Genomic DNA, 15,252 nt, shown 5'->3' with positions numbered 1-15,252 from the left:
TGGCTCCGTGCGCCCCGCCTCCGTTCCTGTCCCCTAGCCGGCCAGCGAACGGATCGACCGCAGGGCCACCGACAGGGTGGCGAGGTCGAAGCGCTCGTTCTCCTGGATCTCCGAGAGCGTGATCCCGGCGCGCTGCACCGCGACCTCGTTCTGCTCGGCCCACTGGGCGATGAGCTCGGTGTTGGACCCGGACGAGCCCGACTCCAGGACCCGGCTGGTCAGGTCCGCGTGCACCGCGTACAGGTCGTCACGCAGTGCGGAACGGGCCATCGTGACCCAGCGGTCGTCCCGCGGCAGGTCGATGATCCGCTCGCGCCACCAGCTGATGTTGAACCGGTCCGCTAGCTCGAAGTACAGGCTGGCCACGCGGCCGACGGGGTGGCCCGTGCGGTGCGCGATCTCCACCAGGTCGAACGTGGAGTAGGCGGGCACCATGGCGGCGACCCGCTCGGCCAGGTCGACGGGCACACCGAGCGAGGTGTACCGGTCGCGGCGCTCCTCGAACGCCTCCCGGTCCCGGCCGCGCAGCAGGTCCACCAGCTGGGGCAGGACCTCGCCCACGTCCTCGGCGAAGAACCCGATCTCACTGCTCAGGTCGAACGGGAAGCTCCGGTTGCGCAGCAGCCACCGGGCGGAGCGCTCAGCGAGCTTGCGGGTCTCCAACAGCAGCAACAGCTGGCTGTCCACGGAGATCTTGTGGTCCAGCTCCTCGACCACACCCCAGAACTGGCGCAGCTGGAGGACGTCCTGGACCACCAGGAAGGCGCGGGCGATGTCCGCTGCGCTGGACCCCAGCTCCTCGTTGAGGCGGAACGCGTAGGTGATACCCGACCGGTTGACCAGCTGGTTGGTCACCTGGTTGACGATGATCTCCCGGCGCAGCGGGTGGGACGACACCCCCGTGTGGAAGCGGTCCGAGCGCAGCGGTGTCGGGAAGTACTCCGTCAGGGTCGACGCCAGGTACGGGTCGTCCGCCAGGTCGGAGAGGCCGATCTGCTCCTTGAGGCTGATCTTCGTGTAGGAGACCAGCGTCGCGAACTCGGGGCTGGTCAGGCCCTTGCCCGCGGCACGGCGCTCAGCGATCGTCTTGTCGGAGGGCAGGTCCTCCTGCTTGCGCTTGAGGACCTTGGTGCGCTCCAGGTGGCGCATGTAGCGGCCGTGGACGTGCAGCATGCCGTGGCTCTGCTTGCGCGCGGCGGCCAGCACCGTGTTCTGCGCGTAGTTGTTGTCCAAGACCAGTGAGGCGACCTCGTCGGTCATGTCGATGAACAACTGGTCGCGGTCGCCCTTGGCCAGTTCGCCCTCCCGCACCTCGCGGTCGAGCATGATCTTGATGTTGACCTCGTGGTCGGAGGTGTCCACACCGGCGGAGTTGTCGATGAAGTCACTGTTGACGCGGCCGCCGTTGCGGGCGAACTCGATCCGGGCCGGCTGGGTCAGGCCCAGGTTGCCGCCTTCGCCGACCACCTTCACCCGCAGGTCGGCGGCGTCGACGCGCACCTGGTCGCTGGCCTTGTCGCCGACGTCGGCGTGGGTCTCGCCGCTGGCCTTGACGTAGGTGCCGATACCGCCGTTCCAGAGCAGGTCCACCGGCGAGGTGAGGACGTGCCGGATGAGCTCGTCCGGGGTGAGCGCCGTGACTTCGGAGTCGATACCGAGGACCTCGCGGACCTGCGGGGTGACCGGGACGGACTTGGCGGTGCGCGGGTGCACCCCGCCGCCCTCGGAGATCAGCGCCGGATCGTAGTCCTCCCACGTGCTGCGCGGGAGGCGGAACATGCGATGGCGCTCCTCCCAGGAGGTGTGCGGGTCGGGGTCCGGGTCGAGGAAGACGTGTCGGTGGTCGAAGGCGGCCACCAGCTTGATCTGCTTGGACAGCAGCATCCCGTTGCCGAACACGTCCCCGGACATGTCGCCGACGCCGACGACGGTGAAGGGCTCTTCCTGGACGTTGACGCCCATCTCGCGGAAGCTGTACTTCACCGATTCCCAGGCGCCCCTGGCGGTGATGCCCATTCCCTTGTGGTCGTAGCCGACCGAGCCGCCGCTGGCGAAGGCGTCGCCCAGCCAGAAGCCGCGCTCGGCGGAGATCTCGTTGGCGATGTCGGAGAAGGTCGCGGTGCCCTTGTCCGCGGCGACCACCAGGTAGGAGTCGTCGCTGTCGTGCAGGACCGTGCGCTCGGGATGCACGACCTCGCCGTCGACCAGGTTGTCGGTGACGTCCAGCAGGCCGCTGATGAACTGCTTGTAGCAGGAGACGACCTCGGCCATCACCTCCTCGCGGCCTCCGCCCGCGGGCAGGCGCTTGCAGACGAACCCGCCCTTGGCGCCGCTGGGCACGATGACGGAGTTCTTCACCATCTGGGCCTTGACCAGGCCGAGGATCTCGGTGCGGAAGTCCTCGAACCGGTCCGACCAGCGCAGTCCGCCGCGCGCCACGGAACCGTAGCGCAGGTGGACGCCCTCCACCCGCGGCGAGTAGACGTACATCTCGAACCGGGGCCGCGGGTGCGGCAGGTCCGGGATCGCCTGCGGGTTGAGCTTGAGCACCAGGTAGGGGCGCCCCTCGAGGCCGCCCTGGTAGTGGTTGGTGCGCAGGGTGGCTTGGATGACCGACAGGAACGAGCGCAGGATGCGGTCGTGGTCCAGGCTGGCCACGCCCTCCAGCGCGCTCTCGATCTTGCCCTCGAGCGTCCTGCCGCGCTCCTCTCGGCCTTCGTCTGCTTGGTCCGGGTCGAAGCGGGCCTCGAAGAGCTCCACGAGCAGGCTGGCGATCCCGACGTTGGCGACGAGGACGTCGGCCAGGTAGTCGGGCGTGAAGGTGGATCCGGTCTGGCGCAGGTACTTGGCGTAGGCCCGCAGCACGGTGAGCTGGCGCCAGTCGAGACCGGCGCGCACCACCAGGGCGTTGAACCTGTCGGACTCGCCGAGGTCGCGCCAGGAGGCGTCGAACGCATCCTCGAAGAGCGACTTGAGGCGGTCGGAAGACAGGTCGGTGGCCTCGACGGGGCCGAGGCCGAAGTCGTAGATCCAGATCGTGCCGACACCCTCGACGTTCAGCTCGTAGGGCCGCTCGTCGACCACCTCGATGCCGAGGTGCTCCAGGACCGGCAGCACGCGGGACAGCGAGATGGGCTGGCCGATTCGGGAGAGGCGGAACCGCCAGGTCGTGGCGTCGGCCCCCTCGGGCTGGTACAGCGACGCCGTGAACTCCCCCGTGCGCGCGGCCGGGGCGGTACGGGCGAGCAGCTCCTCGATGCCGGCGATGTCCTTGGCGGCCGCGGTCGGGGTGTTGTCGACCTTGTAGGCCTCGGTGAGCCCGGAGCTGTAGCGCTCCTTGAGCGTGGTGGCCCGGGTCGGGCCGAACTCGTCGACGAGCGCGTCGTCGAAGTCGACGTCCCAGGAGCGGGCAGCCTCGCGGACCTTCTCCTCCAGGGCGACCTGGTCGATGTCCGCGAGGGTGTGCCCGGGCCTGGCACGGGCCACCAGGTAGAGGCGGGCCAGCGGGGCCGCGCCGATCAGCACGTTGTGGTCCATGGTCGCGCCCTGGAAGGCGTCGGCGAGGACCCGTTGGATGTCGAGGCGCACCCGGGTGCTGTACTCGTCACGGGGCATGTACACGAAGCAGGACATGTACCGGCCGCCGTAGGGGTCGCGGCGCATGAAGAGCTTGGTGCCGCGGCGGTCGCGTAGGCGCAGGACACCGCGGACGATGCTGTACAGCTCGCCCACGGGGATCTGGAGGAGCTCCTCGCGCGGGAAGGTCTCCAGGAGTTCGATCAGGTCCTTGCCGTCGTAGCTGTCGGCCTCGAAGCCGGCCTGGGCGAGGACCTCTGCCTGCTTGCGGCGGAGGATGGGGACCTGGCTGATGCTGCTGGTGTTGGCCTGAGAGGTGAACAGGCCGAGGAAACGGCGCTCACCCACGATGTTGCCCTGGGCGTCGAACTTCTTGACGCCGATGTAGTCCAGGTACTTGGGCCGGTACACGGAAGCGCGGGAGTTGGCCTTGGTGAGCACCAGGACGTAGGGCTCGCGGGCCTTGGCGCGGATCTCGGGGGGCAGGGCCGAGAAGCTGGTGGAGGCGGGCGAGTCCATGCGCAGGAGCCCCAGACCCGTTCCGGGCTCGGGGCGCAGCGAGTCGTCGCCGTTCTCGTCGGTGACGAGGGCGTACTCCCGGTAGCCCATGAAGGTGAAGTGGCGCCCGGCGAGCCAGCGGAGGAAGTCGACGCTCTCGCCGACCTCCCGGGGGTCGACGCCGCCCGCGACCAGGCGGTCCGGGTAGGCGGAGAGTTCGTCGGCGATCCGGATGACCCGGTCGCTCATCTTGGCGGAGTCCTCGTCGACGTAGCGGACGTCGTTGAGGACGGTCTCCAGCTTGGTGGTGATCTCCTTGACGCGCTCGGGATCGCTCTGGCGGTCGATCTCGATGTGCATCCACGACTCGTCGGTGGGCAGGAGGCCCTCGCCACCGATCTCCGGGTCGACCTCGATGAGGTTGCCGGCCAGGTCGCGGCCGACCGTCATCTGGGGGTGGATGATGAGTCGGACCCCGGCTTGTAGCTCGCCCAAGGTCATGGTGACCGAGGAGACGAGGAAGGGGGCGTTGTCAGTGACGACCTCGACGATGCTGGTCTGCTGTTCCCAGCCGTCGCGGTCGAGGTCCGGGGTGTAGAGCCGGACCTTGGCACGTCCTTGGTCCCGCTGGGCGCCGAAGGAGCGGTGGGCTGCGGCCGTGCCGCAGATCTGTTCAGGGCTGCGGCCGCTGATCTCTTCGGGGTCCGTGTGGCGGTAGTAGAAGGGGAGGAAGCGTCGGACCGTGTCGGCGGCCTCGGGGCTCATTCGAGTCCCGGGGTTCCACCGGGAGGCCGCGTCACTGAGCAGCTTCTGGAGGATGACGTCGGATTGCCCGGACATAGGGATCTCTCACTCCTTTGTGAGCAACGTCGCACGAGCGCTTGGAGAACACCCGGTCATGTGACGTGTCGTGTGGCTCATTGGTTGAGTCGCGTGGCTCGTCGGTTGACCTGTGAACTTCTGTGCTGAGTTGTGACTTCCCGTGAGGGTCTTGGGCCGCAAGGCACCCACGGGGGTGGTGGTTGGGTTGGTACCTGTGCGCACAGGTCGCGTGACACGAGGCGGTGGAACACCGTTGTTCCGGCCTCTTCGCCCCCGCCGGAGCGGAGACGGATCCAGGCTACTGGTTTTCGCGCAGGAGAACAGGACCAACACCGTTACACGGTGGTTACGCACTGTTAGAAGTGGATTGCCGGAGTCGGCGCACCGGACCCGGGGGCGGCCAATGAAACGTTCAGCGGAGATGCGCACGAAGCCAGGGCTCCCTCGCGAAGGGTTCTCACTGTCGTTGTCGGGCTGGAGTCATCGGGCTGGGGTTATCGGGCTGTTGCCTGGTGGACGGCGGTCATCACGGCTCTGGGGTCACTGAGGTCGGGCAGCACGATCTGCGCACCCGCGTCGCGCAGCTGCCCCTCGGTCGTCGACCCGTTGAGCACGGCGACGGGGGTCGCCCCACCGATCATGGCGGCCCGGATGTCCGGGGCGGATCCGGTGATGAACACAGTCTCCTCCTCGGTGTAGGCCCGGCCGCCGTCGCCGGTGGCGTGCAGTCGGATGGACTGGATCAGGCTGGACTTGGGGTAGTTGACCGAACCGAACCCGCCCACGGACAGGTTGAGGTGGGTGTCCAGGCCGAAGGCCACCAGCTTCGCGGTGGCGTTGGCGCGGGTGCTCCCACTGACCACGGTCTGCATGATGTCCGGCAGGGAGGCCACAGCGGCCAGTGAGGCGGCCGCACCGGGCATCACCCGACCCTTGGCCAGCAACTGGTCGTTCCGGGCGCTGAAGGCTATCTCCAGGGCCGCGAGGAAATCCGCCAGGGTCTCGGCGTCCGGCTCCAGGTCCACGTAGTTGCGGGCACAGAACTCGAAGAACATCTCCGAGTCGGTCCTGCCCGCCGAAGAGGTCAGGTAGACCAGCGGCTCGCCGGTGACCTTCTCGAAAGCCTCGGCGTAGGCGGCCCTCATCACCTGTCCCACATCGAGGAGTGTCAGGTCGACGTTCCATAGCACCAGGCGGCTGATGGCTGACTCCTCGGCAATCGGGGTTCGGGACGCCTCCATTGTGCCGGATGGGCGATTCAAGGAGGAAACGGCGTCCGCTCTCGGCCAGAATCCAAGGCCCAAGGCCTGCTCGGGGCACTGGCGAGGGGCGCCGCTGGGGTCCCTGTTGCAGATGGGCGCCTTGCTTCAACCGGCCACGGGTCGGTGGAGCGGCAGGATGCTGTCCGCGCTCGGACACCGGCCCGGGAGCAGGTGATCTCGCGCTCATCCCCGGCCAACCGGCCGGGACCTTGCCGCACCCACCCACCGGCCATTCACCCGGCCCCATCTTTTCCCTACACGAAAAGAAAGGCCTTCCGATTCAATCGAAAAATACGAAACCCACCCACCTGGCACCTTTATCCAGGATTCGCTGGACGCGCGCTCCAATGCCGACGCAGCAGGGTGCCGAGGGATCCCCCCGGCACCCTGAACTGGTGATAACAAGACCAACCAAAACCGTATGAGCTGAATCCGGGTCAGCTAAAACCGGTCTGGCTACGGCTGGACGTCGATGACTCCCGTGCCGGCGTCCGCTTCGACGGCGTCCTTGGCGTCTTCGGGGCTCTGCGCGGTGTAGTCATAGGGGACCGTGAAGTCGGTGGTGGACTCCAGGTGCTCGTGGGGGGTGTCCTCGAAGGTGTTGTCGACCAGGTTCCAGTAGCCGGTCTCCGAGCTGCCGTACCACCAGCCGACCGCACCCTCGATCTGGTCCGCGTGGCTGTCCTCTTCGCCGGAGCCCACGTTGTCGAAGTGGTTGCCCTCGACCAGGATCTCGGCTCCCATGCGGGCGTTGATCGCGGAGCCGTCGATGTCCTCGAAGACGTTGTTGAGCATGTGCACGTCAGCGTGGCGGACCAGGGGCACCCGGGTGTTCAGGTTGCTGAACAGGTTGTGGTGGTAGGTGATGAGGTCCGGGGCGGCGTCGGCGTCGTCGTTGTGGCCGATCAGCGAGGTCTTCCAGTGGTCCTCGAAGCGGTTCCAGGAGACGGTGATGTACTCGGAACCGTGCTTGATGTCGACCAGGCCGTCGTAGTAGTCCTTGTCGACGCCTTCCTTCTCACTGCTGAACTCGTTGTGGTCGATCCACACGTTGGAGCTCTGCTCGGTCACCTCGATGGCGTCGCCCTCGCCCTGGGAGACCTCGCGGATGGCCAGGTTGCGGAAGACGACGTTCTCGGCGCGGGTGACCTTGAAGCCGATCTCGTCGAACTCGCCGCCGTCGCCGACCCCGAGGATGGACACGTTCGTGAGGTCCTTGACGTCGATCTTTTCTTCACTGACCTGATCCGGGGTCACGGTGACGTCGACGTAGACGACCAGACCGTCGTCGTCCTCGTCGCTGTGGTCGTTGAGGACCGCGTAGAGGGCCTCGCCCGGGGTGCTTTCCTCGCTCCAGGACTCGTACTCGCTGAGCAGGTACTCGTCGACCGTGTCACCACCGAAGCCGCCGGTGGTACCGCCGTTCATCGAGGCGTAGCCGACGGGCTCGTCACTGAGGGGATCGGCGGCGGTGGACGCGTCGAGCGCGTCGGTGCTGCCGCTGAGCTCACCGGACGTACTGCCTTCGGGGACCAGGAACCAGGCACCCGCGAACAGGCCTAGGCCCGCTGCGGCCGCGCCGACGACGAGCGGGGTTTTCTTCTTGGGAGTAGGCATGAATTCCTTTCGGCCGGTGGCAGCGGGAAGATGGGGGTAAAGGAAAGAAACACCACCGGCGGGAGCGCGCAAACCCAGTCAGATCAGATCTGCGCGCTGATGACGTATCTTTACCACCATCCCAATGGTTGTCAAATATCGCTGATCAGGGGGGTACGGAAAACCACACCCAACCACACCAGCCATTGTGGAAAATTTTCCAGTCCAACTCAGCCATGAAAACATCGGGCGAGGTCAGGACGGGAAAGATCGGGAAATCATTTCTCCTGGTCGCGGGATTCCGCCACGAGATAGCGGAGTTCCTGGACGGCGAACCACATGAGTTCGTGGTCTTCGGCGTCCCCGGAGGCAGGGTCGGCGACGGCCTTGGCGATGTCAGCGGCCGCGTCCGGGTCGTCCACGTGGGCGGACTTGAGCTTCTTGAAGGGGACCGGCATGGTCACGCTGACCCTGGCGACGCCCTCCGTGTGACGGGCCTCGTGTTCGACGATGTGGTCGGGCATCTCGGCGGCGAGCACAACGCGGCGGCGGGGCGCCTCGGAGTCCGCGGCCAGGAGCCCCAGTGACTCCTCAGCGGCCGCGTACATCGCGTCGTACTCGGCCTCCTCGGAGTCGCCGCTCGGGCCGGGATCGGCCGTGAACGCGGTCAGGGGCGCACCCTCCAGCCGCCCTTCGTCGAGTAGGGCAGCCAGGGCGGGGACGGTGCTGGGCAGGAAGACGTACATGGGAACTCCAGGGCGCGGTCAGGTCACTACGAGTTTCCCAAAGAACCCGAGGTGACCGAACCGGCGCCCCGCCGGGGGTCAGACCGGCTGGCGGTCCTGGCCGTCCTCGGCTGCGAGGAAGCGGGAGAGCTCCCTGCGGGTGTCGGTCACATCGGAGTGCAGGATGCCGGTCATACCGAGCGCTTCGGCGGTGCGGACGTTGTGTTCGAGGTCGTCGATGAACACGCAGTCCTCGGGTTCCAGGCCCATCCGCTCACAGGTGTGCAGGTAGATGCGTTCCTCAGGTTTGCGCATGCCGACCTCACCAGAGATGACCACGGTGTCGAAGGTCGAAGCGAAGTGCTCGCGCGGGTAGCCGTTGCCCCAGGAGTTGGACAGCAACGCCGTGCTGGCTCCGTCCTCTCGCGCCGAACGCAGGGTGTCGTACATGGCGTGGACCGGGTCGAACCGCGAGAACATGCGGCGGACGAGGCCGTCCGCCACGACCGGTGCCCCGTGCGTGGAACGCAGCAGGGAAGCGAGGTCGCGTTCGAACTCGTCCGTGTCGATCTCGCCCCGTTCCAGGGCGTGTACGGGGTTGTCGGACAGGCTGCCGTCGAAGTACGGCCGCATGACCTCGTAGTAGTGGTCGGCATCGATCCGGTCGGCGTGCAGCCAGGCCCGGATCCCGTCCGTCAGCGGCGGCGTGAGGACACCGCCCCAGTCTGAGATGACCCCTCGTCGGGTGGGTCGCATCCCATCCCCTCCATTCCTGGTCGTCCGCCGCCCGGAGGGGGTCCGGACGGGGAACCGTTGTTCCCGTTCCCCGTCCGGTTCAATCTTCGCGAAACGCCCAGTCAGTAGCTGAGCCCGGTTCCGGCGGACACGTCGGCGCCGGGGATGTCGACCGGAAGCGTTCCGGACGGGTCGATCTCGCCCGCGATCGCCTTCGCCGCGGCCACCCGGGACACCTCCACGGCCGAGTAGAGGGCGATGAAGCCGTCCACGTCGGGGAAGGCCTCCAGGTCGTAGGGGCCGCCCTGGGCGACCACCACGACGGGTGTGCCCTGGTCCTGGCCGGAGGAGACCATGGCGCGCTGCTCCTCCGAGCCGCGCGCCCCGTTGGTACCCACGACGAGGACGTCCGCGTCGCCGTCCACCACATCGAGGCCCGCGTCGGTCAGGGCCGGCGCGATCCGGTCCGCGCCCACACCGTCGACGCGCACACTGGTGCCCGCGGAGAGCGGCAGGAGGTCGTCCTCGTTCCGGACGAGGGTGACCGAAGCGTCGGCCACCCGCTGGGCGGCCTCGGCGTGCTCAGGGTCCTCCAAGGCATCCGCGGCGGCGGCTGGGTCGGCTGGTGACTCGGCCTCGAGGATGCCTCGCTTCTCCTTGAGCGTGAGGATCCGCAGGACGGACTCGTCGATGCGCTCCTCCGTGATGCGCCCGCTCTCGACCGCCTCACGCAGCGCGGACACCGCCTCGGTCGGGTCCGGAGGCATGAGGAGCTGGTCGACCCCGGCCTCGACCACCCGGATGGCGACCTCTCCGTCGTCGTGGGTCTGGCGCACGCCCTCCATGTTGAGTGCGTCGGTGGTGACCACCCCGTCGTAGCCGAGTTCGTCGCGCAGGATCCCGTCGATGATGGCCGGGGACAGCGTGGCCGGATCCGGGTCCTCGCTGGTGTCCAGCTGCGGCATGAGCACATGGGCGGTCATGATCGCGTCCACGCCCGCGTCGACCGCGGCCTGGAACGGCGGGAGGTGCTCGGCTTCCCACTGGTCACGGGGCAGGTCGATGACGGGCAGTCCCGTGTGGCTGTCGACGTCGGTGTCCCCGTGCCCGGGGAAGTGCTTGGCCACCGGGGCCACCCCGTGCTCGGCGTAGGCTTCGGCCTCGGCGAGCGCCATCTCCGACACCGAATCCGGGTCTGAGCCGAAGGAGCGGATACCGATGACCGGGTTGTCGGGGTCGGTGTTGACGTCGGCGTCGGGTGCGTAGTTCATGTTGATGCCGACCGCGGTCAGTTCGTCCGCGGTGGTGGCGGCGCGCAGGGCGGCGAGCTCGGTGTCACCGGTCGCGCCGACCGCCATGGCATCGGGGAACAGGGTGCCCACGGGCATGCGGACCACGAGTCCCTGCTCCTGGTCGATGCTGATGAACAGGGGGACGCCCTGCCCCTGTTCGGCGGCCAGGTCCTGTGCTCCCGCCGACATCTCGGCGATCTGTTCGGCGTCGTTCAGGTTGGCGTCGAAGTAGATGATGCCGCCGGGGCGGTGTGCCTCGATCATCGCTGCGTTGTCGGCGGCCGACGTGCCCTGTGCGGTGAGCACCAGGAGTTGGCCGATCTTGTCGTCCAGATCCATGTCGGCGAGCAGCTGTGGGGCCAGGACCGGCTCGAAGGGCTCAGCGGTCGCACCGGGCTGCTGGTCGTTGTCCTCAGGCGAGGGATCCACCTCCTCGGTTGTGGTGCAAGCTGTGGCGAAAAGGGCAAGACCCACGCAGGCCGGGGCCAGGGCGCGTGGAACGGACGGTCTCATGTCGGTTTCATCTCCGAGGTCGCTGGTTGCCGCCGGAGAATACCGGGCTGCCGGGCCCGGAAGGGCACACCCCGCCGGTCAGGCCCAGACGAAGAGGATCTCGTCCTGCTCGACGGCCCCGCTCGCCTGCTCCGAGAGGGCGTCCGGCGCAGCGTCCAGGGCCACGACCGGAACGACCGAGGGCTTGCCCAAGGAGGCCACCATGCCCGGGGACCACCGGATCACCGGAGTCCCCGCCTCGACCTCGGCGCCCTCCTGTGCGAGGAGGGCGAAGCCCTCACCGGCGAGTTCGACGGTGTCGATGCCCAAGTGGACGAGGACACCGCGTTCGTTGTCGGCCGCCATCACCACGAACGCGTGCGGGTGGAGCTTGACCAGGGTCCCGGCGATGGGCGCCACCACCTCGTGCCGGGACTCCAGGCCGCCCTCCTGCCCGGGTTCGGGGTGGACCGCGACCCCTGGGCCGACCATGCTCTGGGAGAACACCGGATCCGGCACCGAGTCCAGGGACATGGCCGTTCCGGCGACGGGGGAGCGTACGCACAGCGCACCGTTCACGTCTGACATGCAGGAGGTCTTCCCCTGACAAGGCACTTAATCCGGAAAGCGGCCGTCCAAAAGGGACCAATGGCCTGACTTTTCGGTAGGGCCCTCCCCCGCTACTCCAGGAGGTCCCGGATGTCGTCGGTGAGGGAGTCGGCTTCAGGGCCGACCACGACCTGGACGACGTTGCCCGAGACCAGGACCCCGTGCACGCCCGCCGCCTTGAGGTCACCGTCCCGAACCAGACCGGGGTCGGCCAGTTCCGTGCGCAACCGGGTGATGCAGGCCTCGATGTCCTCGATGTTGGCCGCTCCGCCCAACCCGGCGACGATCGCCGCTGCCTTGTCCGCCATGTGTCCTCCGTGCTCTACCCGGGACGCAACTGTTCCCAGGGGGTCTGTGGCGAGCTTAGAGGTGACGTGATCCACACGCCAGGGTCGGCGTGGGGCCGGACCGGCGCTGGGCGCGGCGCGTCAGTCGCCGTGCTGCCGCGGGTCCAGGCGGGAGTGCAGCTGGTAGCGGTCAGCACGGTAGGTGGACAGTGCCAGCTCCACACACTGTCCCTTGAGGAAGCTCCGGCGCTGCATGATCAGCACCGGGCTCCCGGCGGGCAGACCGAGCAGGCGGGAGTCGGCTGAATCGCAGATTCCGGCCTCGATGGTCTGCTCCCCGGAATCCAGCAGGATGTCGAACTCGTTCTCCAGGACCTCGTAGAGGGAGCGCTCGGCGAGGTCGTAGTCCTCGAGCCCCGGAACCAACTCCGCGGGGATGTTGGAACGCTCCACCGCCATGGGTTCGTCGTCGGCGGTACGCATGCGTTCAATGTGGTGCACCAGCGTGGCGGGGGCGATGTCGAGCATCCGCGCGGTGTGGCCGCTGGCGGGGATGACCTGGCGGATCAGTTCCCGCGCGCCCGGCTCGTAGCCGCGGGCGCGCATGTCCTCGCTGAAGGAGGCCAGGACCAGGGACATCTCTATCTTGGGGCGGGCCACGAAGGTGCCCTTTCCCGGTACACGGTAGATCCGCCCTTCGGCCACCAGCAGGTCGATGGTCTGCCGGACGGTCATGCGGGAGAGGCCGTAGGTGGAGCTGAGCTCGCGTTCGGAGGGAACCATGTCGTCCACGCCCAGTCCGGCCGAGGTGATCCAGTCCAAGAGCAGATCGCGGAGTTGGACGTACTTGGGCATGGGGTTGCTGGCGTCGATCGACATGGAACGGCTGGCCTTCTCGGTCGTCGGGAGAGGTTGGCGTAAGACCCTAGCGCGAGAGGTGGGCTCCGGAGCTCGACATCTACCGGGTCATACCGGATCCTAACTGGTATAGTCCGGACTAGACCATAGTCCTCGATCAGACGCACGTCCAGGACCGCCGCCGCTACCTCGGAAGGTTCCGCATGACCACCACCACGAGCGTGATGCGCTCCGAGATCGCCGAACAGCCCGAAGCGCTGCGCCGCACCTTCGCCGACCTGCTCCCCCTGCGCAAGGAGATCGAGGCGCTCGGCCGCTCCACCAAGCACGTCCTCTTCATCGCCCGCGGCTCCTCGGACAACGCCGCCGTCTACGGCAGCTACCTGCTCCAGGCGCACACGGGCCGCCTGGCCACCCTGGGGTCGCCCTCCATCGCGACCGCCTACGGCGCCAAGATCGACCTCTCTGACGTCCTCGCCGTGGCCATCTCCCAGTCCGGCAAGACCGAGGAAATCGTCGAGACCATGCGCTGGGCCGCCGACTGCGGCGCCCGTACCGCCGCCGTGACCAACGGCGCCGACTCCCCGCTTGCCGCAGAGGCCGACGTCGCCTTGGTCACCCGGGCCGGGAACGAGCTCGCGGTACCGGCCACGAAGACCTACAACACCCAGCTGGCCGCGCTCGCAGTCCTCGCTCTCGGGCTGGGCGCCAACTTGGACGCCGGTGAGCTGGACCTGGTACCCGAAGGCATCGAAGAGACCCTCGCGGCGCCCTCAGATGCCCTGGAGGAGATCGTGGAGCGGATGGTCGCCGTGCAGGGCACGGTGATCTCCGGGCGCGGCATGGCCTTCTCCACGGCCCTAGAGGCTGCCCTGAAGCTCAAGGAGGCGTGCTACCTGCACGCCATGGGGCTGTCCTACGCCGATCTGCTGCACGGCCCGATCGCCGTGGTGGACCCGCGCACACCTGCCCTGCTGGTCGCCGCGCCCAGCGGGCCCACGCTCCAGGGGACGGTCGCCCTCGCGGAGAGGGCCCGCTCCGCCGGGGCCCCGGTCTTCGGCTTCGGCGGCGGGGAGGCCCTGGCCACCGCGAGCGACCTGTCCGTACCCGTCCCGAACGTGCCGGAGTGGGTGTCGCCGATGAACCTCATCGTCCCCGCCCAGCTGCTCACTGAGCATCTCGCGCGCCGCCTGGGCTACAACCCCGACGTCCCGCGCGGCCTCAACAAGGTCACCCAGACTTCCTGAGCCCACCAGGGCATGTCCGGCGGACTACCGAGGTGGTTCCGGCGGGTCCCGGGTGGTTCAGAAGAGGCGGCCGACCAGCAGGCCCGCGCCGACGAGGATCATCGCCGCCCCGGAGATCCTGGTGACCGCGCGGGCTGCGGCGGGACGGGCCCCCAAGACCGTGCGGGCGAGCACGCCGACACCCAGGTAGACCACAGCGCAGCTGACCGTGTGCACCAGGCCGAGGGTGCCGATCTGCGCCGCCAGCGGCCAACCGTCTTCGGGGTCGGTGAACTGTGGCAGGAGGGCCAGAAAGAGCAGCAGGGCCTTGGGATTGAGCCCGCTCACGCCCGTTCCGGTCAGCATGCGCACGCCCCACGAGGCCGCGGGGACTCCGTCGGCCGCGGTGCCCGGGGCCGCTGGGCGCGCCAGGGTCGCCGCGCCCAGCCACACGAGATAGGCGGCGCCGAGAACGGTCAGGCCGGTGAGGACGGCAGGGGTCTTGGCGACCAGTGCGGCGACCCCTGCGGCCACCACTCCGGTGAGCGCCACGTAGCCGAGGAGCAGCCCGCCGACCGCGGGGAGCACTGAGCGGTCGCGCAACCCCGCCGCGATCGCGTACGCCCAGTCTGCACCAGGCACCAGGATCAGCAGGACGGAGACCGTCCAGAAAGCCACGATCGAACCCGCATCCACCGACCCACCCCCATGAGCACCTGCCAGGAAGCCCCTGGTCAGCATGGGGAAGACTAGCCGGAAATCAGCCAAATATGGTTCTATTATTTGCGCATTGAACCGGAAACCGTGGAATAATCTTCCCCATGGACGCTGTGGATCGAAAAATTCTTGCGGAGCTCCAGGAAGACGGTCGCCTGAGCATCACCGAACTCGCCCACCGGGTGGGGTTGAGCGTCTCCCCCTGCCACCGTCGGCTGCGCGAACTCGAACGCGCCGGGGCGATCAGCGGCTACCGCGCAGTGGTCGACGCCGAGGCCGTGGGGCTCGGGTTCCAGGCTCTGGTCTTCATCACCATGAGGCAGGGCGACCGGGACACCGTGGCCGCCTTCGAGCAGGCGGTCGAGGACATCCCCCAGGTAGTCCGTGCCGAGCGGCTGTTCGGTGCTCCCGACTACCTTCTGCGCGTGGTCAGCACCGACCTGGCCGCCTTCCGCGTCCTGTACGACGAGGCGCTCGCCACTCTTCCGGGGGTCCAGCAGCTGAGCTCCACCCTGGTGATGAAGCACGTGGTCCAAGAACGACCGCTGCCCGCCTGA

12 protein-coding genes are annotated in these 15,252 nt (G+C 68.1%); 2 read left to right on the top strand and 10 right to left on the bottom strand.

Going from position 1 to position 15,252, the window contains the following annotated elements; translation table 11 throughout:
* Positions 1-33: 33 nt before the first annotated feature.
* The 9 genes from ACYVDG_RS16550 to ACYVDG_RS16510 all read right to left on the bottom strand — a co-directional run bounded on the left by ACYVDG_RS16550 (position 34) and on the right by ACYVDG_RS16510 (position 12,773).
* The gene (locus ACYVDG_RS16550) at positions 34-4,914 is read right to left on the bottom strand and encodes an NAD-glutamate dehydrogenase (RefSeq protein ID WP_460752794.1); all 4,881 of its coding nucleotides are present in this window, start codon (positions 4,912-4,914) and stop codon (positions 34-36) included.
* Between the two features lie 476 nt (positions 4,915-5,390).
* A complete protein-coding gene (locus tag ACYVDG_RS16545) occupies positions 5,391-6,137 on the bottom strand; it encodes an HAD family hydrolase (protein ID WP_460752790.1) in 747 nt (248 codons plus the stop codon).
* A 477-nt stretch (positions 6,138-6,614) separates the two neighbouring features.
* Complete coding sequence (locus ACYVDG_RS16540; protein WP_460752785.1) at positions 6,615-7,775, bottom strand: pectate lyase family protein; 1,161 nt, start codon at positions 7,773-7,775, stop codon at positions 6,615-6,617.
* A gap of 257 nt (positions 7,776-8,032) precedes the next feature.
* Positions 8,033-8,500 (bottom strand): DUF6912 family protein, encoded by a 468-nt coding sequence (locus tag ACYVDG_RS16535; protein ID WP_460752782.1) that lies wholly within the window; start codon positions 8,498-8,500, stop codon positions 8,033-8,035.
* Between the two features lie 78 nt (positions 8,501-8,578).
* Positions 8,579-9,235: an HAD family hydrolase gene (locus ACYVDG_RS16530; protein WP_460752777.1), complete on the bottom strand. Its 657-nt coding sequence runs from the start codon at positions 9,233-9,235 to the stop codon at positions 8,579-8,581.
* Between the two features lie 101 nt (positions 9,236-9,336).
* Positions 9,337-11,019 carry a glycoside hydrolase family 3 protein gene (locus ACYVDG_RS16525; RefSeq protein ID WP_460752774.1) on the bottom strand — a complete coding sequence of 561 codons (1,683 nt, stop codon included), beginning with the start codon at positions 11,017-11,019 and terminating at the stop codon, positions 9,337-9,339.
* A gap of 78 nt (positions 11,020-11,097) precedes the next feature.
* The gene (locus tag ACYVDG_RS16520; RefSeq protein WP_460752771.1) at positions 11,098-11,586 is read right to left on the bottom strand and encodes a PTS sugar transporter subunit IIA; all 489 of its coding nucleotides are present in this window, start codon (positions 11,584-11,586) and stop codon (positions 11,098-11,100) included.
* A gap of 92 nt (positions 11,587-11,678) precedes the next feature.
* Positions 11,679-11,915 carry a PTS transporter subunit EIIB gene (locus tag ACYVDG_RS16515; RefSeq protein ID WP_460752766.1) on the bottom strand — a complete coding sequence of 79 codons (237 nt, stop codon included), beginning with the start codon at positions 11,913-11,915 and terminating at the stop codon, positions 11,679-11,681.
* 120 nt (positions 11,916-12,035) lie between these two features.
* Complete coding sequence (locus ACYVDG_RS16510; protein WP_460752763.1) at positions 12,036-12,773, bottom strand: GntR family transcriptional regulator; 738 nt, start codon at positions 12,771-12,773, stop codon at positions 12,036-12,038.
* A gap of 182 nt (positions 12,774-12,955) precedes the next feature.
* On the opposite strand from ACYVDG_RS16510, the gene ACYVDG_RS16505 reads away from it, so the two are divergent.
* Positions 12,956-13,999, top strand: a complete 1,044-nt coding sequence (locus tag ACYVDG_RS16505; protein ID WP_460752760.1) for an SIS domain-containing protein — start codon at positions 12,956-12,958, stop codon at positions 13,997-13,999.
* 57 nt (positions 14,000-14,056) lie between these two features.
* On the opposite strand, the gene ACYVDG_RS16500 is transcribed toward ACYVDG_RS16505, so the two are convergent.
* On the bottom strand, positions 14,057-14,656 hold the full coding sequence (locus ACYVDG_RS16500) for a LysE family translocator (RefSeq protein ID WP_460752757.1): 600 nt from the start codon (positions 14,654-14,656) through the stop codon (positions 14,057-14,059).
* 143 nt (positions 14,657-14,799) lie between these two features.
* Here ACYVDG_RS16500 and ACYVDG_RS16495 point away from each other — a divergent pair, with 143 nt between their 5' ends.
* Complete coding sequence (locus tag ACYVDG_RS16495; protein ID WP_460752753.1) at positions 14,800-15,252, top strand: Lrp/AsnC family transcriptional regulator; 453 nt, start codon at positions 14,800-14,802, stop codon at positions 15,250-15,252.

The sequence above is a fragment of the Nocardiopsis oceani genome, assembly GCF_054777395.1.
Note: the sequence above shows the minus strand (reverse complement) of the source record. Positions and strands in the feature narration are given on the sequence as shown.

What these genes read in the sequence shown, in the direction of transcription:
- ACYVDG_RS16550 (WP_460752794.1), bottom strand. Translation starts at nt 4,914, where the DNA reads ATGTCCGGGCAATCCGACGTCATCCTCCAGAAGCTGCTCAGTGACGCG.
- ACYVDG_RS16545 (WP_460752790.1), bottom strand. Translation starts at nt 6,137, where the DNA reads ATGGAGGCGTCCCGAACCCCGATTGCCGAGGAGTCAGCCATCAGCCGC.
- ACYVDG_RS16540 (WP_460752785.1), bottom strand. Translation starts at nt 7,775, where the DNA reads ATGCCTACTCCCAAGAAGAAAACCCCGCTCGTCGTCGGCGCGGCCGCA.
- ACYVDG_RS16535 (WP_460752782.1), bottom strand. Translation starts at nt 8,500, where the DNA reads ATGTACGTCTTCCTGCCCAGCACCGTCCCCGCCCTGGCTGCCCTACTC.
- ACYVDG_RS16530 (WP_460752777.1), bottom strand. Translation starts at nt 9,235, where the DNA reads ATGCGACCCACCCGACGAGGGGTCATCTCAGACTGGGGCGGTGTCCTC.
- ACYVDG_RS16525 (WP_460752774.1), bottom strand. Translation starts at nt 11,019, where the DNA reads ATGAGACCGTCCGTTCCACGCGCCCTGGCCCCGGCCTGCGTGGGTCTT.
- ACYVDG_RS16520 (WP_460752771.1), bottom strand. Translation starts at nt 11,586, where the DNA reads ATGTCAGACGTGAACGGTGCGCTGTGCGTACGCTCCCCCGTCGCCGGA.
- ACYVDG_RS16515 (WP_460752766.1), bottom strand. Translation starts at nt 11,915, where the DNA reads ATGGCGGACAAGGCAGCGGCGATCGTCGCCGGGTTGGGCGGAGCGGCC.
- ACYVDG_RS16510 (WP_460752763.1), bottom strand. Translation starts at nt 12,773, where the DNA reads ATGTCGATCGACGCCAGCAACCCCATGCCCAAGTACGTCCAACTCCGC.
- ACYVDG_RS16505 (WP_460752760.1), top strand. Translation starts at nt 12,956, where the DNA reads ATGACCACCACCACGAGCGTGATGCGCTCCGAGATCGCCGAACAGCCC.
- ACYVDG_RS16495 (WP_460752753.1), top strand. Translation starts at nt 14,800, where the DNA reads ATGGACGCTGTGGATCGAAAAATTCTTGCGGAGCTCCAGGAAGACGGT.